At 45.5% G+C, this 20,383-nt stretch carries 11 protein-coding genes and 1 pseudogene; 7 read left to right on the forward strand and 5 right to left on the reverse strand.

Annotation, left to right across the window (positions count from 1 at the left end):
- Positions 1-392: 392 nt before the first annotated feature.
- Together ACQRBJ_RS01500 and ACQRBJ_RS01505 are read right to left on the reverse strand one after the other, a co-directional pair.
- Entirely contained in the window at positions 393-2,573 is a 2,181-nt protein-coding gene (locus tag ACQRBJ_RS01500; RefSeq protein ID WP_445302686.1) for an alpha-galactosidase, read from the reverse strand.
- Between the two features lie 64 nt (positions 2,574-2,637).
- On the reverse strand, positions 2,638-4,917 hold the full coding sequence (locus ACQRBJ_RS01505) for a TonB-dependent receptor (protein ID WP_445302763.1): 2,280 nt from the start codon (positions 4,915-4,917) through the stop codon (positions 2,638-2,640).
- Positions 4,918-5,247: 330 nt separating this feature from the next.
- Between ACQRBJ_RS01505 and ACQRBJ_RS01510 the strand changes: the two genes are divergently transcribed.
- Positions 5,248-6,864, forward strand: coding sequence for a DUF6377 domain-containing protein (locus ACQRBJ_RS01510; protein WP_441937073.1), 1,617 nt, complete (start codon positions 5,248-5,250; stop codon positions 6,862-6,864).
- Positions 6,865-6,897: 33 nt separating this feature from the next.
- Here ACQRBJ_RS01510 and ACQRBJ_RS01515 read toward each other — a convergent pair whose 3' ends face one another.
- Positions 6,898-8,025 (reverse strand): lactonase family protein, encoded by a 1,128-nt coding sequence (locus ACQRBJ_RS01515; protein WP_445302687.1) that lies wholly within the window; start codon positions 8,023-8,025, stop codon positions 6,898-6,900.
- A 557-nt stretch (positions 8,026-8,582) separates the two neighbouring features.
- Between ACQRBJ_RS01515 and ACQRBJ_RS01520 the strand changes: the two are divergent.
- The 6 genes and pseudogenes from ACQRBJ_RS01520 (at position 8,583) to ACQRBJ_RS01545 (ending at position 16,914) form a co-directional block, all read left to right on the forward strand.
- Positions 8,583-9,701 (forward strand): annotated as a pseudogene (locus ACQRBJ_RS01520) (PDDEXK nuclease domain-containing protein).
- Positions 9,702-9,932: 231 nt separating this feature from the next.
- On the forward strand, positions 9,933-11,264 hold the full coding sequence (locus ACQRBJ_RS01525) for a glutamate-5-semialdehyde dehydrogenase (RefSeq protein WP_445302688.1): 1,332 nt from the start codon (positions 9,933-9,935) through the stop codon (positions 11,262-11,264).
- 232 nt (positions 11,265-11,496) lie between these two features.
- Positions 11,497-12,459, forward strand: a complete 963-nt coding sequence (locus tag ACQRBJ_RS01530) for an acetylornithine carbamoyltransferase (protein WP_445302689.1) — start codon at positions 11,497-11,499, stop codon at positions 12,457-12,459.
- Positions 12,460-12,581: 122 nt separating this feature from the next.
- Positions 12,582-13,601 (forward strand): Rid family hydrolase, encoded by a 1,020-nt coding sequence (locus tag ACQRBJ_RS01535; RefSeq protein ID WP_445302690.1) that lies wholly within the window; start codon positions 12,582-12,584, stop codon positions 13,599-13,601.
- 103 nt (positions 13,602-13,704) lie between these two features.
- Positions 13,705-15,399 carry a DUF6057 family protein gene (locus ACQRBJ_RS01540; RefSeq protein ID WP_445302691.1) on the forward strand — a complete coding sequence of 565 codons (1,695 nt, stop codon included), beginning with the start codon at positions 13,705-13,707 and terminating at the stop codon, positions 15,397-15,399.
- A 39-nt stretch (positions 15,400-15,438) separates the two neighbouring features.
- Positions 15,439-16,914, forward strand: a complete 1,476-nt coding sequence (locus ACQRBJ_RS01545; protein ID WP_441932566.1) for a TolB family protein — start codon at positions 15,439-15,441, stop codon at positions 16,912-16,914.
- Between the two features lie 104 nt (positions 16,915-17,018).
- On the opposite strand, the gene ACQRBJ_RS01550 is transcribed toward ACQRBJ_RS01545, so the two are convergent.
- Together ACQRBJ_RS01550 and ACQRBJ_RS01555 are read right to left on the reverse strand one after the other, a co-directional pair.
- Positions 17,019-18,512, reverse strand: a complete 1,494-nt coding sequence (locus ACQRBJ_RS01550; RefSeq protein WP_445302692.1) for a TolB family protein — start codon at positions 18,510-18,512, stop codon at positions 17,019-17,021.
- A 27-nt stretch (positions 18,513-18,539) separates the two neighbouring features.
- A complete protein-coding gene (locus ACQRBJ_RS01555; protein ID WP_445302693.1) occupies positions 18,540-20,375 on the reverse strand; it encodes a DUF6057 family protein in 1,836 nt (611 codons plus the stop codon).
- Between the last annotated feature and the right edge of the window lie 8 nt (positions 20,376-20,383).

Here is a 20,383-nt window from a genome sequence, read left to right on the forward strand (position 1 = left end):
TTGTTTGTTATATAAAAGGCACTAATGGTGGCAACTATCGCCTTGCCTTGTCTCATTCTACCCTCTATAATTGACTCTAAATATCTATTAATCATATTTTTATTCCATTGTTAAGATGATGCAAAAGTACATACTTTCGTTGGAAAATCCCCCCAAAAACAACACTTTTTTGGAATTGATTCCATAAAAAACAGTACTTTTAAGGAATTGATTCCATAAAAATCCAAACTTTTTTGGAATACTAGAATGTATCACCATTTCCCCAGCCATGCGATAAGGGCAGGTGACATACCGAGGTGCTTAACAAAACAAATAAAATCAAGACTGGTTTATGCATAAGATTAAACCAGTCTTGATTAACTTCTTTATTATAGGATGCTTACAGAGAAACTTTATTCTAATACCAACACGTGGCTCGTTCCATCTGTCTGGCTGAATACATTCAAACCGACTTTCATGAGATAGTCACCGCTATACTGCTTGCCATTGCACTCCAAATCAGATTCCTTGCCAGGCATCAGATTAGTCTCCTTTACGGTATAAACCTTATCGGCATCCAATCCCTGCATCTTCACATTCATCACAGGCTCCTTGTAGCGTGGATGCAAGTCGTATGCAAAGAGAACGGCACGCTGCTTGTCCTTACTTACATAGTTAATGGCACAGTGGTTGCCTTCGTATGGAGAAACCAGGCGATACTGGTCGCCCTCAAGAATCATCGGCTTCATGCTATCGTAGTTCTTAACAGCATTCTGCACAAACTTGTAGTCATCACCAGAAAGCGACTTGAGGTCGATATCAAAGCCCAACTTACATGAACTGCAAACATCGGTGCGGAACTTCACACTGGTATTCTTGTTCCAGTTAGTTACATGCGAGCCCATGGTCTTGGCTGGGAAGAACTTTGACAGGCTCCACTGGATGTAGAGGCGCTCGTATGGATCAGTATCGTCTGAACACCAGAACTCAGTGAAATACTTCAGCATCTCGTAATCCATTCTGCCGCCACCGCCAGAGCAGAGCATCATCGGCAACTTAGGATACTTCTTATGAATACGGGTAAGCACCTTGTAGATACCACGGACATGATCGATATAGAAATTACCCTGATTCTCCTTATGATATGGAGAATAGATATTGGTAATCACACTGTTGCAGTCCCACTTGAAGTAAGCCACATCCGGATTCTCCGTCATGATACGATCCACGATGCTGAACACATAATCCTGTACCTTAGGATTACTGATATCAAGCACCAGCTGGTTTCGGTAATAATAAGTATCACGCTTTGGCTGCATGATGACCCAGTCGGGATGCTTCTCAAAGAGTTCGCTCTTAGGATTCACCATCTCAGGCTCAATCCAAATACCAAACTTTACACCAGCCTTCTTGGCATCTCTTACCAATCCAGGTATTCCATCAGGCAGCTTGCTCTTGGTAGCCTCCCAGTCGCCGAGACCTGCATGGTCGTCCTTGCGAGGATACTTGTTGGCAAACCAACCATCATCAAGCAAGAACATATCTACACCCAGGTCCTTGGCATCCTTCATCAACTCAGCAAGACTCTGCTGGTTGAAGTCGAAGCCGGTATTCTCCCAGTTGTTCAAGAGCGTAAGGCGATCTTCCTTACCCATGTTTACCTGATACTGACGAGCCCAATTGTGCAAATTACGGGAAGCCTCACCGATACCATTATCACTCATGGCAAAGATAAACTCAGGAGTAGTGAACGTCTCACCAGCCTTCAGCTTATAATTAGAGGCGTATGGATTGATGGCAGGAATAACACGAAGGGCTCCCACGTTATCTACCTCAAAGGTAAAACGGAAGTTGCCAGGCCATCCGATGGTTCCAAGCATCACCTTGCCCTCATTCTCCTTGGCTGGCTCATCGAATCCCAGTTCAAAGAACGGCTCCTCATGCATGGCTGCACGGGTACCCAACTTGGTATCAACAATTTTCTTACCGGCAGTCAACTGGCAAGTCTCAGGCTGTCCTTCCTTAGCCCAGTCGCTATGATAACTGGTAACGAAATACTTGTTTGCCTTGAAATAAAGCATTGTAGAGCTATATCTCCAAAGCGTAACCGGAGATTTCTCCTTATGAGAGATTTCGCTCCACGCCTTGATGACGTTCTCCTTAGGGTAAGCTGCATAGTGGAGTTTCACGGTCAGCGGATACACCTTGTCCTTAAGGGTGATGATGGTCTCAACACCTCCACTGATAGCCTTTTCTTCAGAAGACTGATAATACAAATAGGTGGTCATGTTACCATCTGCATGGGTCACTGCCACTGCCGGCTCGAAGAAATCTTCAGCACCAGAGGTTGCATAAACCTCATGACCTCGCTGGCAGACGGAACCATCAGAGGCCGCATATACATCCCACTTCAGATGATTGTAATCTGAAGGATTCTTCAACTTGTCACCCAGATACACTTGGTAGAGGCGACCCTTAGGAGAAACCTGCATCACGAGGTCGGTCTTGTCGGTTGACACTCGGATGGTCTTTTGAGCAGATGCCATGATAGATGTCATGCACATCGCTGCGATAATCATAAATACCTTTTTCATCGTTCTTTGGTTTTTACGTGATTGCTTTGTTATAATTAAACGCTATAATTCTGTCGTTATTATCTTAGAATTTGATTCCTGCAGAGAATTCTACCGTAAACGGACGGAGATAGCTACCACTCATGTACTTGCCTTCATATTTTCCGGCTTCCTGCTTGGTTATCAGTTCAGAGCCACTAATGGTACCCTTGGCACCCTTCTCGTTGAAGATATTGATGACACTCACGCCAAGGCTCAGCTTCTTGTTCACATTCCAGTTGATTCCGCCGAAAGTCTCCCAGTGACCATTGAAATAGAGTGCCTCCTGAAGGTTGGCATAGGTCTTACCGAAGTAACGGAAACTCAACCAGGCATTCAGATTCTTGGTGATGTCATACTTAGGGTCCAGCTCGATAAGAACCTGAGGAATCTCCTTGACTATCATATTATTGGCATTCACACCCATAGACTGACCATCACTGAACGTTACGCTCGCATTATAGTTCTTATACACAGGCTTCTGATAGGTGAAGAGTGCATGCATGTGGAAGTTCTTGAACGGATTGATTTCTGCCGAGGTTGTCCAACCCAAAGTCTGGATATTATAGATGAGCAACACTGTCTTGCCCTCTGTTGTGCCAGGCTTGGTAAGATTCTGCTGGTCGATATTGTTCGACTTGGAAATATAGGTCACCATTGAAGAAAGGTCAATCCAATCATTCTTGTAGAAAATACCACCACGAATCAGTGGGATGGTTACTCGCTTATACTGCTCCTCGGTAGGACCTGTTCCTGCATACTCGCTGATGCGTGGGAAACGGGTGGCGATGGTTGCATCGGCTGTCAGACCAAACTGGCGGGTAAGGTTATACGTCAACTGCAAGGTGGCTGCATAATTCAATTTATCCTTGGTTACGTTCTTTGCTTCAATGCTGTGCTCGGTAGCAACAACAGAACCATCAGCAGCAGTGGCGTATGTATTATAGTTACCCATGTGGAATCCAGAGAAACGTGGAGTAGAAATCTGCTCGGCAGACATGCGGTAGTACTCCAATCTACCACCATAGAACACCTTGAACGTAGGACTTACCTTCCATTCGTCAGTGAAGTAGAGTGCCAACTTGTTCTCTGAACCCTTGGTGTATTCTGGACTCAACTCATTATAACCGAAAGTCTCAGAACGATGAGCTGTCTGCGTAGGATCAAGGGGATTGACATATATCTGGCTCAATGTGCGTGGATAAGCTTCTACGGTGCCTGCCCACTGGAACGAAGAGGAATAGTAATTGAGATGGTAATACCACTCGTTCAAACCAATCATTAACTTATGGTTGTTCAACTTCTTGGTGATTTCGGTAGTCAAAAGCGCATTGCTCACCTTACCAACATGCAACCAGGTGCGACGACCTTCTATGTAACCACTGTAGGCAGACCCATCAGAAAGCTGATAGCCATCAGCCTCGCTCACCTGAGAGATGGTACTTCCTCCGTAATCCACAAAATTGGCACGTGGAGCATTCATATACTTGGCGTTGAATTTCCACAACCATCCATTATCAAACTGATACTGGCTGATGAGGGCAATCTCGTTGGCATGATTCTCACTGCCATCGCTCATATTCCATGTCTCCATCTTTCCTGACTTTGTATTCAAGTATTGGAAAGAACCTTGACGCTGCACATATGAGTCCATACCAGGGTCAAAGCCATCAATCTTCTTGATACTGCCGTCGCCTGAATAGATAAATGGTGCGGCATTGGCAAAATTGCCAGGATTCTTGCTGTTGGAATACTTATATAATAAGGAGACACGTCCCTTTCCATCATTCAAGATGCGAGTGATACCGAAATGATAAAGTTGGGTACGGTCGGCATAATCAGTAAAGCGAAGCTTGAAACTACCTGGATCGAAATTCTGATACATACTGGCAGTATAAAGCCAATTGTCACCGATTCCACCAGACAGGTTGAGATCTACATTCTGCATACCAAAATGGTTTGCCTTATAGTTGAGCTTGCCCTTGAACTCTTTCTGTCCCAACTCGCTGAAAGAAGAAACTGCGTACGCAATATTACCAGTAGCAATGGCAGACTCAGATGGAGTCATCAAGTCGGTACCTTTCAGTGAGGCATCGCTACGCCAATGGGCAGACAGTCTGTGTACGGAAGAAGAGTAAACGGCAGGAAGACCGTTCTCATATACGGTTACATCCTCGCTTGGCAATCCTATCTGGATTTCACGAGGCTTGTTGGCATCAGATGCGTTGAGCATCACATTACGCTCTTCCTTTTTCTCCTTGTTTTCAGATTCGTCGGAAGGAAGTGCATACACTTGGCTTGCAGCAGACATTGCTACCAAAGCCATAGAAAATGTACGGATTCTTAAGTTCATAATCTTACAGTTGTTTATTCTTATTTTGACATGATTTCACTTGCCACCGAATGCGATTCGATTGCGGTTGCAAAGTTAAGGAGATTTTTCAGACATTGGCATCGTGTGTAGGTTACGAGTAGATAAATACCAGGGTTTTCAAGTTCATAACCTATTAATAATCAAGCTATCTAAGATATTAATACTTTTTAATAGAGTAGATGATAAAAAGAGGAACAAAAGTAGTATCTTTGCAGAAAAATACAACTTTAAGGCTTTCTTATAGCCTATCTGATAGAAACAATAACAATTAAAAGGATAGTTATGAAAGTAGTATTGTGGTTCTTAATGATGTTTATGCCATTAATGGCAAATGCTTCTTCCGTAAACGAGGAACAGCTGTTCCATCGTTTAGACAGTTACATCGCTCAGCGAAGCAAGTTTACCCAAAGAAAAGAAGCGAAACTGCTAAGACTCAAAAAGCAACTATACATGACTTCAGACAAGCGCAGCCAGCTTAGTCTCTATAACCAAATCTACAGGGAGTATTATACCTACCGTTACGACTCTGCCATGACATACGCCAAGAAAGGCTACCAGCTGGCTGTACAACTTCAGGATGATTATTTCGTTAACCTGAATAAAATCAATCGTGCTGCAGTGCTATCGACGGGTGGTTTCTACAGCCAGGCAGAAGACTTAATGCTCACAATGGATGTGGAGAAAATGTCACCTAAGTTATTGCAATACTATTATTATACCTTGACTTGGGTATATAGCTATTGGGAAACATTCTGCAACAAGTCGGAGTTTCAAGAAGGATTGGCAGCCAAAAAACGTTTTTATTTAGGCAAGACTCTTGAACATATCGGCAACAAGGAATCCGCTCTTTATTACTATCTTTCAGGAGAGTTTGAATATCTAAAGCAGCGTACAAGCAAAAAGATGCTTCAGTTCTACATGAAGGCACTTTCAGCCAGTCCCCTGAACAGCCGTGTGCATGCCTCATCGGCTTATTGCATTGCCCGCTATTATTATGATACTGACCAAAAGAATTTATATGAAAAGTATATTGTAGAAGCAGCTATCTCAGACCAGATATGTCCCCTGAAGGAGAATCTGGCCCTTCAGGAGTTTTCCACCTATCTATATAATAAGGATGCCTCCTATGCAAAGAGGGTTGCCAAATACATCTATTGTTCCATGGAGGATGCCCAATTCTACAACAACCGTCTCCGCATGGTTGAGATTTCACGCATACTTCCCCTTATCACAGAAACAAACCATCAGGCAGAAGTACGCAAGAACCGCATCGTAACAGCATCTCTCGTCATCGTGAGCATCCTGTCGCTAGGATTCCTTGCCATGGCTTTCTTTGCGTTCAAGATGAACAAGCGTCTAGCCAAGAGCCGTAGGGAGATAAAAAGCCAGAATACACTCTTGGACGAACTGAACCAGAAGCTGCTCAACACCAATAAGCGAAGAGAGACCTATATGCATTTATTTATGGACATCAGTGCCGTATATATCAAGAAACTGGATGATTATCGCAAATTGGTAAGCCGCAAAATCAAGGCAAAACAAACTGCCGATCTTCTGACTGCCATCAACAGCTACAAGCTGGCAGAAGAAGAGGCTGCCAACTTCTATATTCGCTTCGACAAGGCATTCATTGACTTGTATCCGAATTTTGTGGAAGAGTTCAACCAACTGCTGTTGCCTGAAAAGCAGATTGTACTCCCTGCCCCTAACAGTCTCACCAAGGAACTGCGTATCTATGCACTGATGCGACTGGGAATTACGGATGGTCAGGAACTGGCCACCCTTCTGTTCTATTCTACGCAAACCATCTATAATTACAAGGCAGCCATCAGAAAGCGAGCCAAAGACCTCACCACTTTTGATGCAGCCATCAACCAACTATGCAATGTGATAGGCTAATCAGAGCAAATGCTTGGCAAGACCCCAAGCGTATTAATTTGCAAACTGCACGCAGACAGGTTTTCCAACCTTTATATCCTGCTTCGTATCAACCATCATTCCAGTTTTCTTATTGAGCTTGAAAACTTGAATCACATGACTGTCACGGCACGCCACAAGCATAAACTGTCCGTTAGGCGTGATGGCGAAGTTGCGAGGATGGGCAGCTGTAGGTTGTAAGCCTATCTTTGTGAGCAGACCCGATTTCTTATCTACGGCAAATATCGAGATGCCCTCATCGGTTAACCGATGGGATGCATAGAGAAAGCGACCGTCAGGAGACAGATGAATATCGGCACTTCCAAGCGTACGGGTCTTCGAAGCCTGTATGCGCTGCAACTCCTGCAATGTACCCTTGTTATAGCCCAATACGGTTACCGTGCCATCCAGTTCGCCTATCAGGTAAGCCACATTGCCTTTTGAGTTGAATACAAGATGGCGTGGTCCCGCTCCTTTAGGTGCCTGATAGGCAAGAACAGGATTAGATAAAAATTCCTTGCCATCATTTACCTGGAAGCGCCAGATACAGTCGTTCCCCAAATCATTGGCAAGCATATATTGATGATCAGGAGTCATCTGGCAGCAGTGGATATGCGATACCACACCACTCCCCTCCCGATGCATATCGAAATATTGCGATTCTGGCGCCACACTTCCATCTTCCTTGATTGGGAATACGGAAATATCACCCCCATTATAATTGGATGTCACCACATATCCACCATACAGCATCACATTGCATGGTGCCGCACCCGGCATCTTGTTTTCAGGTCGAGTAGCCTTTGTTCCGCACTTCTGATACCCAAGAGGAGTCATCTCTCCCTTCGTCCTATTGAGAATGAAAGCCCCGAGTCCTTGTCGCCCATCATTATATTCGCTCACGGCATAAACCCGATTTACATCATGATTCATCATGAGAAACGAAGGGTTGCCTGCCTGTACACTGCTAACCAATTGCGATTTCCCTGTACGTTGGTTGAAACGATAAACATACATTCCGTCAGAAGTACTCTGGTCGGTATAGGTACCTACTACCATTGTAAGTTCATCACTCGCCGCTGCCGGCATCCCCACAGCCATTGTCAAGGACAAGCCTGCCAATATCGTCTTTATATTGCACATAATTGCTATATTTATTATCAAGTCAATAGTATATATAATGTTTAGAGGGGCAAAAATACAAAAAGAAAAGGAAACGGGCAAATGAAATGGCAGAAAATTGAGAATAATCCTCAACTTTCTACCATTTTCTTTTGCTCATTCAAGAAATAGTTGTACCTTTGCCATTACATAAAAGTTGTAACACTAAAGATGTAATGGCGTATGAAACTAAGTAACAAGAAATTAGCAAATCCTTTCATCTACCAAGGTTATGAAAGTCCCGAGTATTTCTGCGACAGAGAAAATGTGCTTTAAACGTGCGGAATGTGCTTAAAAAAAATAGATTCCGCACGTTTAAAGCACATTTTCATAGATATTGCATCAGCCACAGTCATAGAATTCCACACTAGAAGGATACTACTTTCTTTTGGAAATACATTTTTTATCTGCAACTTTTATCGAAAAAAGTGAAGAGAAAGATTGCTTTTTCGATATATTATCGTATCTTTGCACTTTGAACAGCTAAAATCAGTAGCATCATGAAACAACCCGGCAAGAAATATAACGATGAAGACAATATGCCCGTCAACGACTTGCGCTCCATCGTCAGCAAGGCTCGCAGCAAAGCATTTGCTGCCGTCAATTATTCTCTGGTGGAAAGAAACTGGAGAATAGGACAACGTATTGTGGAACAGGAACAGAACGGAGCATCACGTGCAGAATACGGAAAGCATGTGATAGAGATTGCTTCGGCTGCTCTTACAGAGGAATTCGGGAAGGGATTCTCCGAGACAAACATCATGAATTTCAAGAAGTTCTACCTGAAATTCAAAGAGTTAACAATTCCTCAGACAGTGTCTGAGGAATTCAAAAAGCAAAAACAGCAGACACTGTCTGATGAATTATCTTCGCACTTTCAAAAAGGGCAGACACCGCCTGCCCAATTCGAACTACGCCTTCTTCCTTGGTCTCATTACGAGCGTCTAATACGAGTAGAAGACAAGAAGGCTCGTGAATGGTATGCAAAGGAAGCGTTCAACGAAGGTTGGAGTTACCGAACCCTCAACCGCAATATCAACACCTTATATTATGAACGTCTTCTTATGTCAAAGAAGAAGCAGCCAGTCGTTAACGAGATGCAAGACAAGACAAAGGCTTATCAACAAGACAAACTCGAATACATCAAATCACCAGTTGTCTTGGAATTTCTTGGATTGCCAGAAGACACATCCCTCGCTGAATCAAAATTAGAGACTGCCATCATCAACAACCTAGAGAAATTCTTGATGGAAATGGGAAAGGGATATGCGCTTGTGGCTCGCCAGCAACATATCCGAACCGAGTAGAATGACTACTATATCGACTTGGTATTTTACAATTACCTCATCAAATCTTTTATCTTGGTCGACTTGAAGGTAAATCGCATCACTTACCAGGATGTAGGACAGATGGATATGTATCTTCAGATGTACGACAAGATGAAAAAAGGACCAGACGACAACCCTACCATCGGCATCATCCTTTGTACCGAAACAGATTCGGATGTGGCACGATACTCTACCCTCGCAAAAAACGACCAGATGTTCGCTGCAAAATACAAGCTTTACCTACCAGACAAGGAAGACTTGAGAAGAGAAATCGAACGACAGAAGGAACTGTATCTAATGGCTCATCCTGAAGAAAACGATAAAGAGTAATTCTTCTGGCAGTATCAAAATTATTAGAAGGCACCATTACAAAAAGGTCAGACGCTGCCTGACCTTTTTTATCTCATTTTCGTATAACTATCCATTTATCTATAAAATCATTACTTTTTCTTGCATAAAGTTTGCAATTTCCAATATTTATGCTTACCTTTGCCGCTGTTAAGAGGGAACTCATAACACATTACCAAACATCTTATCATCAAATAAGAAAGGAAATAGCAAATGGAACTGAAAGAGACTTTCCAAAAAGTGAAGGCAGCTAGCAAGACACTGGGCTTGCTCAGCGACGAACAACGTAATGAAGTGCTAAAGGCGGTGGCTGACGCTATCATCGCAGAGACTCCTGCGCTCCTTGCAGCGAACGCAGAAGACCTGGCGAAGATGGACAAGGCGAACCCGCTCTACGACCGATTGCAACTCACCGAGCAGCGACTCCAGGATATTGCTTCGGATATGAGACACGTAAGTACCCTGCCCTCACCGCTCGGAAGAGTTCTCAAAGACAAGACGCTCGAAAATGGTTTGCACCTGCAGCGAGTTGCCGTTCCTTTCGGAGTCATCGGCATGATTTACGAGGCACGTCCTAACGTAACCTACGATGTTTTTTCTCTCTGTTTCAAGAGTGGAAATGCTTGCGTACTGAAAGGTGGTAAGGATGCAAACTCCTCAAACTCAGCGGGTGTCGAACTTATCCACAGGGTGTTGATAACTTTCGGTATTGACCCGAATGTCGTTACGCTCTTACCTGCTACCCATGAGGCTACAGGCGAAATGCTGAATGCCGTGGGCTATATAGACCTCTGCATTCCTCGTGGAGGAAAGAAGCTTATCAACTTCGTGCGTGATACCGCCAAGGTACCGGTTATCGAGACCGGAGCCGGCGTGGTACACTGTTACTTCGACAAGGATGGCGATCTGGAGATGGGCAAGCGCATCATCACCAATGCCAAATGCAGAAGAGTGAGCGTATGCAATGCACTCGACTGTCTGCTGATTCACGAAAGCAGATTAAGCGACCTCCCTGCCCTCTGCGAAGGTCTCGCCGAGAAACAGACCAAGATTCATGCTGATGCCAAAGCTTACGAAGCTTTAAAGGGACACTATCCTGACACCTTATTATATAAGGCAGAGGAAAGCGAAGCGAAGATGAAGGAGGCAGGTTTGCTGACTGCGGATTGCAAATCCGCAGACTCAACAGAAGCAGATGCCAACATGAAGAGCATCTGGAACACCGAATGGCTCAGCATGCAGATGGGTATCAAGACCGTGGCTTCGGAAGATGAGGCGCTCGACCATATCGCTACCTACGGAAGCGGACACAGCGAGAGTATTGTTTCCAACAACGAAGCTGCCCAGAAGAAGTTCCAGGCATTGGTAGATGCAGCCTGCGTTTATGTAAACGCCCCTACCAGCTTTACCGATGGTGCACAGTTCGGACTGGGCGCAGAGATTGGCATCAGTACCCAGAAGCTCGGAGCCCGCGGACCAATGGCACTCGAAGAGATTACCACCTACAAATGGTTGATTACAGGAAATGGACAGACGAGGAAGTGAAGAGTGAAGAACGAAGAGTGAAGAAACAACGTTCGGCGGCCGAAGGGAAAGCCAACTCAATAGCGCTTCTCTGGACCCGCTCCGTACCTGCTCCGTACCCTCTCCGTACCAAGTCTTAGTTTCTGCCATGTTTGCAAGGTTTGCATGCAAACTTTGCAAACATCAAGATTCAAGAAGAAAGATCCAAGAGCAATATATATATCAGAAATAACAAATAAAAAACGAAATAACAATGAAGACATTCTTTAATGTTGAAGACCTTGGCGACTTGAAAACAGCACTCGCTGAGGCACAGGAAGTAAAAGCAAACCGTTTCGGTTATCAGGAGTTGGGCAAGAACAAAACCTTGCTGATGATATTCTTCAATAACAGCCTCCGTACCCGTTTGAGTACACAGAAGGCTGCGATGAACCTGGGCATGAATGTTATCGTACTCGATGTAAATGCCGGTGCCTGGAAACTGGAGACAGAGCGTGGTGTCATCATGGATGGCGACAAGAGCGAGCACCTGCTGGAGGCTATCCCTGTGATGGGTAGCTTCTGCGACCTTATCGGTGTTCGTAGCTTTGCCTGTCTGAAAGACCGTGACTACGATTATGCCGAGACCATCGTCAACCAGTTTGTAAAGTACAGCGGCCGCCCAGTCTTCGCTATGGAGACAGCTACCGTTCATCCACTCCAGGCATTTGCCGACCTCATCACCATCGAGGAGCATAAGAAGGTGGCTCGTCCTAAGGTAGTCCTGACCTGGGCTCCTCATTGCCGTGCCTTGCCTCAAGCTGTGCCAAACTCATTCGCCCAGTGGATGAATGCAGCCGATGTAGATTTCGTGGTTACTCACCCTGAGGGATACGAACTCGATCCTAAGTTCGTGGGCAACGCCAAGGTGGAGTACGACCAGAAGAAGGCTCTGGAAGGTGCAGACTTCGTTTATGCCAAGAACTGGAGCTGTCCGGGCGTGAAAGACCCAGCACAGTATGGTGAGATATTGAGCAAGGATATGAGCTGGACCATCGACGAGGAGCACATGAGCTGGACCAATGACGGTTGCTTCATGCACTGCCTGCCTGTTCGCCGTGGCTTGATTGTTACCGATGATGTCATCGAGAGCAAGAACAGTCTGGTGATTCCAGAGGCAGCCAACCGTGAGATTTCTGCCGAAGTTGTCATCAAGCGCATGCTCGAATCACTATAGTATTTTGCAGTTTTTTGTAGAATCCTATCACCATATATAGGTATTCTTAGAAAAAGTCCATCTTGTTTTTCTCTTTTCTCGATAATTATCATTATCTTTGCAGAAGATTAGAAAAGAACAAGATGGACAAATACATAATACTATCACCGGAAGCCAAGGGTTCGTTCAACGACCGCTTGAACTTTCTGTATCTAAAACTAGGTAATCATCTCGATATAGAGAAGATGGAACATCGCACCTTGCAATATTGTAAGGTGTTTCTCAGCGATTCCCAGAACCAGATAAAAGAACTGCAGGAATCTCTTCTCTATCAAGAATTTCTCAAGGATACGAATCTTACTATCGTGGAACAGACTCCACTGAATGGCAGTAAGATAAGTCTTCTTGTAAAAACCACAGATGTTCATACCCCCATGCTGTTTCATAGTATCCGCCTCACCGAGGAGGAAGCGAAGGATAAGAATTCATACGAACAAACCCGTATGATTTTCGACAGATACCAGCAGGCAATCAGCAAGACAGGTATGACGATGGAGCGCAACCTCGTCCGCACCTGGATATATGTAGCCCATATTGACGTGAACTACCAAGGCGTAGTAGAAGCACGCAACGATGTCTTCGATGAAGAAGGTCTTACAGCAGATACCCACTACATAGCCAGCACAGGTATCGGAGGAGCAACTCCCGTTCGCCATGCCACTGTAGCCATCGACTTCCTGACCTATCCTGACATACAGGAATCAGACAAGAAGTATCTGCAGGCACTCGAACATCTGAATCCTACCCACGAATATGGAGTAGCCTTTGAGCGCGGAACCCGTCTTACCCTACCCAGCCAGCAGCAATACTTCATCTCCGGAACTGCCAGTATTGACAAGCACGGACAGGTGGTATACGAAGGCGATATAGTAAGACAGACCGGCAGACTCCTTGAAAACATAGGAGCCTTACTGAAGGATGGCGATGCCACTATGAACGACATCCAGTACTTTATCATCTATCTGCGCGACATGTCTGATTATCATACCGTAGAAATGCTGATGAATCAGTTCTATCCCCAGATACCGCATATCATCGTAGAGGCAAAAGTATGCAGACCAGGCTGGCTGATAGAGATGGAATGTGTTGCAGAAAAGCAATAACAGCAATAAATGCAGAAATTTACTTTCAAAGAGTAAGTTTCTGCATTTTTTATGTGCCTTTCTAATATATTTTTGTTACCTTTGCAGAAATAAACTGACAGACATGAATAAACAAAAAACAAACAAACCTAGCATAGGCATATACACATTATACGTGCTGGGAGCGATAGCATGTTTTGCATTCTTCCAATTCTGCTATCCCTATCACCTGTTCTATCAGGAGCAGAATCAGCTGTTTCTGATGTCGTGGGATCATGTAACCACCTACCTTGACAAACCGGGATGGCTGGCTTGTCTGGCAGGCGATTTCCTGACTCAATTCTACTATTTCCGTTATGCAGGTCCTATCATCCTTACCCTCTGTATCCTCCTGACAGGATACAACATCAGATATGCTGTAGAAATGGCAGACATCAAGGGAAGATGGGTGGCACATTCCGTCGCCTTCATCGTGATGATTCTGCTGATTTGTTTCAGTTTCCATTACGACTACCGTCTGAGCAGCATCCTTGCCGTGGCAGGTGGAGCCAGCGTGTTCCGTGTCAGCACCTCGCTGCTCATCTCTACCCGAATGTTTATCAAGAAGATAGAAAGAGGGAACGAGCAGGGTCTCTTCCTCAATGGTTCAGGAATTGCCAACTGGGTATCCGTCATCAGCATCTTCGTCTCCGTATTCGTCTGCCATTGGTTCTTCGGATACGGTGTATGGGTATATGGCGCCTTGACATTTACCGGCTGCATTGCCAATATCATGATGGCAGGCACCTACTATCGTCTTGCCGCCCTGATCATCCCGTTTTTCCTCCTCATGCTCACCAAGCGACTCTACTATTGCGATTTCCAGACCATCTACACTTATCCTGGCATTGGCAAACTGATTGCCCCACAAATGGATCTGGAAAAGACGCTGTCTGTAGACTGCGAGTATTATTTCGGCAACTACAACAAGGTGATGCGCATCGTTGAGAAAGAAGAGAATCCGGACCAGTACATGAAGTTCTACTATAATCTCATCATGGCACAGAACAAATGTCTTTCTGCCAACCTCCTCAAATTTCCCGACAACAACCTCGGCACCTTTGAGACCCTTGGTCCCAATACTCCTACACTCACCATCAAGACGCTCAATGAGTTATATTGGGTGTTGGGCGACATGACCTTCTGCGAAAGAGCAGCCATGCTGGCAAATGTATGCTCTCCCAACAACCGCAACATCCGCATGATCAAGCGACTGGCAGAAGTCAATCTCGTCAAAGGCGACTACCAGGCAACCCGCAAATATCTGCGCATCCTGCAGAAGACATTCGTATGGCAAAGATGGGCCGACCGTGTTTTTGCATCCCTGGGCATTCATGCCCTGCCAGATGAGAAAGCCCTCCTTCAGACCTATCTTGACAAGCGCCCGTTTGTCAACACCCAGGATACCCTTCGTCTCAGCGACAACAGCTATATCATCATGAAAGAGCTGGTGGAAAGCAATCCGGCAAACAATAACGCCATCAATTACATGCTATGCAGCGACCTTCTCCTGAAGGACATGGATACCTTCAAGCATGACTACGATGCTTACTATCTCAAGCAGAAGCACGTGCAATACGATGAATTGTATCAGGAAGCGCTCACGATATATCTGGCAGGAACCAAGGCGCCACCAAGCGAATGGGCCAAGTATATCAAGCGACAGGATGTGCTGCAACAGTTCAGCCAATATAATGAACAACGCGGCAACCCTGCCTTCAAAGATACCTACTGGTATTACTTTGACAAGGCAAAGACACCTAAGTTGAACAACAACTAAAGAGCCCGAAAGACTCTATCAGCATCAAAAACAAGAACAATGAAATACAGAAACATTCTATATAGCTCCCTGGCGGGTCTCCTCCTTTTCGCTTCATGTGCCCAGACACATGAGAACGCAGAGCAGGTTAGCCATCTGCCCAACATGTATCCCGACTATGCCGATGTAACCATTCCGGTAAACATCGCACCACTCAACTTCGAGATACGCGACAAGCATCTTACCAACATCGAGACCGTTCTCACCATTGAAGGAGCAGATGCCAATGATGCAGCCAACACATTGACAGCTACCAGCAACAGTCAGAATCTGAAGTTTGACATAAAAGAGTGGAAAGCCTTTCTCCAGAAGGCTGTAAACAAGAACATCAAGGTACAGATCTATTCCAAAAGCGATGAAGGAGACTGGACCGCATTCAAGCCTTTCACCTGGCAGGTAGTAGGCGACAGCATCGACTCATACCTCACCTACCGACTCATAGAGCCCGATTACGAGGTATGGAATAAAATCCAGATTAAGCAGCGCTGCATCGAGAACTGGGAGGAGAAGATACTCGCCGACCACAATCTGCAGGAGAACCGCTGCATGAACTGTCATGCCTTCGGCAATCAGAATCCGAACCTCAGCATGCTATATGTTAGAGGAGAAGGCGGTGGAGCCATCCTCAACCGCAATGGCAAGTTGTGCAAGCTGAACCTGAAGAACGACAACCTGATTTCTTCAAGTGTATATTACGGTTTTAGTCCATCGGGCAAATACGTAACGTTCTCTACCAATATCATTATTCCGGCCTTCCATGCCGATCCCGACAAACGTCTGGAAGTATATGATTCGAAGAGCGATGTCTATGTTGCCGACCTCGACAACAACACCATCATCTCATCGCCCCTGACGAGCGACAGCACGAAGCTGGAGACATTCCCGACCTTCTCGCCTAATGGTGCCTATATATATTATTGTGTAGCCGACCGGAAAGGGTTGAATACGAAGAACCTCAAGGGACTGAAATATTCGCTGGTACGCATTCCTTTCAATGAAGAAAACGGCAGATTTGGCGAAAAGGTAGATACCCTCTATTCTGCCCGTTCCGTTTGCCATCCTAAGATAAGTCCCGATGGCAGATACTGCCTCTTCACCGTAGCCGATTACGGCACCTTCCCTATCTGGCATCCAGAAGCAGATCTATGCATGCTAGACCTGCAGACGGGTAAGACAGACAGCCTCAGCATCGTGAACAGCAACAAGAGCGATACCTATCATAGCTGGTCGCATACCGGCAGATGGTTTGTCTTTGCCAGCAAGCGCGATGATGGTCTTTACGGCAAGCCTTACTTCTGCTACGTAGACAGCCAGGGCAAGGCTCACAAACCTTTCGTATTGCCGCAGAAGGAACCAACCTTCTACGATGATTGTCTGAAGAGTTTCAACGTACCGGAGTTGAGCTACGGTCCCGTTCCATTCGATGCCATCGATGTAGAGAATGTGATGAAGCAAGAAGCAGAACAGTTCAAATAAAAAAACAAAAACGCTCCTGTTACCATATTGCAACAGGAGCGTTTTTTATAAACATACATTTGAATTCTTCACTCTTCGTTCTTCACTCTTCACTTCCTTGTTCTTCACTTAATTTTCGTCGGAATTCTCTTATCACTCATGATTTCATTTCCTGCCGCACGGGCATCCAGCTCTACTGGCTTCGAAGTGAAATCAGGGGTATTATAGGAATCCAGCAACTCGTCGTAGTACTTCTTCGGATTGCGCTGAGGCAAAAGGAACGGCTTGCTTACATTACCCTTATCATCGATGCAGGCGAGATAAAGACGGGTATAGAGGCCGTCACCACGGCGGGATGTAAAGACAAACCAATGGGAATCCCTGCTCCAGTTGTGCCAGCTGTCCGTGTTTTTACTATTGGCAGCAGTCATAGGCTTAGCCTGCCCTGTCTTCAAATCCAGCAACCAGTTATCCGCTTCCTTATGCCAGATAGGGAAACAGCCATAATCGCTCATCGTAAACATGATGTACCTGCCATCATACGAAGGACGAGGATGAGTGGCACTCTTGCCCAGTTCACGGGCATTGAAGATGGTATCCACCTTGTTGCCAAACTTACCCGTAGCCCCATCAAAACCAATCTTGCAGATATTATACTTGATATCCTTGTAACCGCTAGGGATAGGCTCTGCAGTAGAAGAGCAGAAATAGAGCGTCTTGCCATCAGGCGAGAATACCGGATAAGTCTCATAATGGTCTTTCGTCATCAGGAGAGAATCCAATATCAGTTCATGGGTTGCAGGTTCATAGACAAAGACATCCGATGCCTGGTCGAAAACTTCGATGCGTTCATCCTTTACGGCATGGAAACTCTGATGGGTGGTATTGGTACTATAGGCGCAATACTTGCCCGACGGATGCCAGTAAGGATAAACCATCGAACCCTTCAGGGAATCATTCTTCGCCTTCAGCCACTCCCGCTTGCCGTTCTGCGAAACCAAGGTAGCACCATGGTCACCACGCACATGGAAGGTAAACTGGTCTGGATTGGTTCTGTTTGCCGTATGACAATTGAGACAGGCACCCGGTGCTGCCGTATTCTCTAGGATTGCCGTTTCCTCAAAGTTACTCAAGTTTCGCTGATAAATGCCCAACTTGCCATACACCTCATAACCAGGGGCAATACGACGATAAGTCAAGCCCCAGTCCTTTAACTCGTAGGGGCTTACATAGATATTGAAGTCCTTGTACTTCAATTTTTCGCCATTCTTCTCTACAAACACAGAAACTATGAGTTTTTCACCCTTGTTCTTTTTCAAGAAATCATGCCATTCATCTACCTCAAACTCCGCATACTTCTTGCCGTAAGAATATAGCCCCTCTATGGTTTTCGGACCTTGCACACATACATACATATCCTCAATATCCTCGTCCGCCATGTTAAAATCGAGCGGTGCAATATTGGCAGGAACTGTAACCCCAACATAATCGGGGAATATCTTAGGGAATTGATTGATTTCCTTGGCATCTTTCCACACCGGAGGGTAACAACATGCACTAAGCGAAGCCATCACCACTCCAACCAACAGAGAGCACAATAAAGATTTTATCGTTTTCATATCATTCCAGTATTATCATTCTACATTCTAATAAACCTCTTTCATTCCCTCCTTCTTTCCGGCAGCCTCATCAGCCCCTTGCACCATCACATAGTGCCAGGCATTGGATACATACGGCTGCTGACCAAGCTGAGGATTCTTCGGATTCTGCATATAGAGCTGGATGAAGTTGAGCGTATTGTTCACGTTCTGTGCATCCACACTATACGGGATGGTACGCGGATCGCTATGCGTCTTCATCCAGTTGCCGATGAGAATCTCCTGGAAGGAGCGTGGAATATGGTCATAACCCACGAATCTACCCAGCGGATAATACTGCACGAACTTCTCCAAATCACGCTGCAGAAGTTCGTAGCACATCAGATATTCGTATGCCATCCTGTTATGGTTATCGTTCAGGAAGAGCAAGCCCAGCATCTGGTCCATCTCCCGGTCGCTGAAGAGGAAGTCCTGCTTCTTCTCACGATACTTGCGCAGCTTGCCATAGATAGGATGCCGGTTGATAGCCTTCTCATTACCCAGCAGCGCCATCGTCTGATTCGCCCAGTTGCTATAGAAGAGCGTCTTCTGCAGTCGGCGGAGCAGCTTGGCAGCTACCTGATAGTTGCCGTTGATGATTTCGCACTCTATAATCCTGCGGGTCAAGCGGGCACTCTTGCGATAATTCGGTATCGCTTCCTGCGCCTCGAACATATACCTTTCGGCATCATTCACCATTCCCAGACGGAAGAAGATTTCTGCAGTAGATACCGGCGAAATCATATCACGGGTAAAGGTAGGGAACAAACCCTCGCCTCCATTCTGATAGAACTCGAAAAGACGGTCGGCAAGTTGTCCTTTCTGGCTCAAGGCAAGATTCACACACGATACACCCAGCGGTGTGGTAGCCGGCTTCTTCTCAGCCTTCTCAATGATCTTATCCCATTGTTCGGTGCGAACCAGAAAATCATAATCTATCAGGTCGTAGGTCATTTCATCAAAAGAAGCCTTAATGCCGAACCATGAAGCCACAATCACCAATACATACGCCACGGCTATCACCACCTTGGATTGCTGCAGCTTCTTAATCCAGGCATGTCCATCAGGAACCATACCAAAGAAAACGACTACGACGGTCCATATCATCACACCCAAAGGCAACGGAGAAACCGTACCCGGATAGCGATAATAATTGAGTCCGCTAAAGATACGGTACAAAGGATACTGCAACGATTGCGTGGTCAGCAATATCCAGGCTACGGTGAGTATCAGCAGACAGGCAGAATAACCCAGACTGGAAAGAATGTGTCCATTCTGCTTGCCTTTCATCAGCGTATCTCCAATCATCAGGGCGGCATAAAGGAATACCACTGGTCCCAGGAACCAATAAACCAATGCCGTGCTCACCAGTTCGAACACTACCTTCACTAACCGGTTGTGGAACCGGTTGTGAATCCAGCCCATCAGCAAGGCGCCCGACAGTGCCACAACGAAAGAAAGCAACAGATTCTGGTCGCCCATGGCACACCATAAAACAATACTAGGTACAAAGCTCAACAGATATCCCGGGAAAACGGCTTTCATTCCATATTGTTTCATTAGTCCCCACGAGATAGCCTGTATGCTCATCAAGAGCAGGGCGATGATGGTACCGCCCAAGACAGGCATATAATAGAACTGTACCAAAAACTCACTGATATAGTCAGCCAATCCTCCCGGCAGCACAATGCGCTCCAGGAAATAGCCGATATCAAAGAGAAACATCTGATACTGTTCCTGAAAGCACAAGCCACTCATGTAAGGAACAGACCAGAATATCACTACCGCCACACCGAAGAGCAGCGACAACAGCGGTTTCCAAGATTTTATCATCAAATTCTTCATGATTCTCC

Origin of the sequence: Prevotella sp. SGI.167, assembly GCF_050313615.1 — a bacterium.
Classification (GTDB): Bacteria; Bacteroidota; Bacteroidia; order Bacteroidales; family Bacteroidaceae; genus Prevotella.

Coding starts and splice junctions, on each gene's coding strand:
- ACQRBJ_RS01500 (WP_445302686.1), bottom strand. CDS start 2,573: ATGAAAAAGGTATTTATGATTATCGCAGCGATGTGCATGACATCTATC.
- ACQRBJ_RS01505 (WP_445302763.1), bottom strand. CDS start 4,917: ATGGCTTTGGTAGCAATGTCTGCTGCAAGCCAAGTGTATGCACTTCCT.
- ACQRBJ_RS01510 (WP_441937073.1), top strand. CDS start 5,248: ATGAAAGTAGTATTGTGGTTCTTAATGATGTTTATGCCATTAATGGCA.
- ACQRBJ_RS01515 (WP_445302687.1), bottom strand. CDS start 8,025: ATGTGCAATATAAAGACGATATTGGCAGGCTTGTCCTTGACAATGGCT.
- ACQRBJ_RS01525 (WP_445302688.1), top strand. CDS start 9,933: ATGGAACTGAAAGAGACTTTCCAAAAAGTGAAGGCAGCTAGCAAGACA.
- ACQRBJ_RS01530 (WP_445302689.1), top strand. CDS start 11,497: ATGAAGACATTCTTTAATGTTGAAGACCTTGGCGACTTGAAAACAGCA.
- ACQRBJ_RS01535 (WP_445302690.1), top strand. CDS start 12,582: ATGGACAAATACATAATACTATCACCGGAAGCCAAGGGTTCGTTCAAC.
- ACQRBJ_RS01540 (WP_445302691.1), top strand. CDS start 13,705: ATGAATAAACAAAAAACAAACAAACCTAGCATAGGCATATACACATTA.
- ACQRBJ_RS01545 (WP_441932566.1), top strand. CDS start 15,439: ATGAAATACAGAAACATTCTATATAGCTCCCTGGCGGGTCTCCTCCTT.
- ACQRBJ_RS01550 (WP_445302692.1), bottom strand. CDS start 18,512: ATGAAAACGATAAAATCTTTATTGTGCTCTCTGTTGGTTGGAGTGGTG.
- ACQRBJ_RS01555 (WP_445302693.1), bottom strand. CDS start 20,375: ATGAAGAATTTGATGATAAAATCTTGGAAACCGCTGTTGTCGCTGCTC.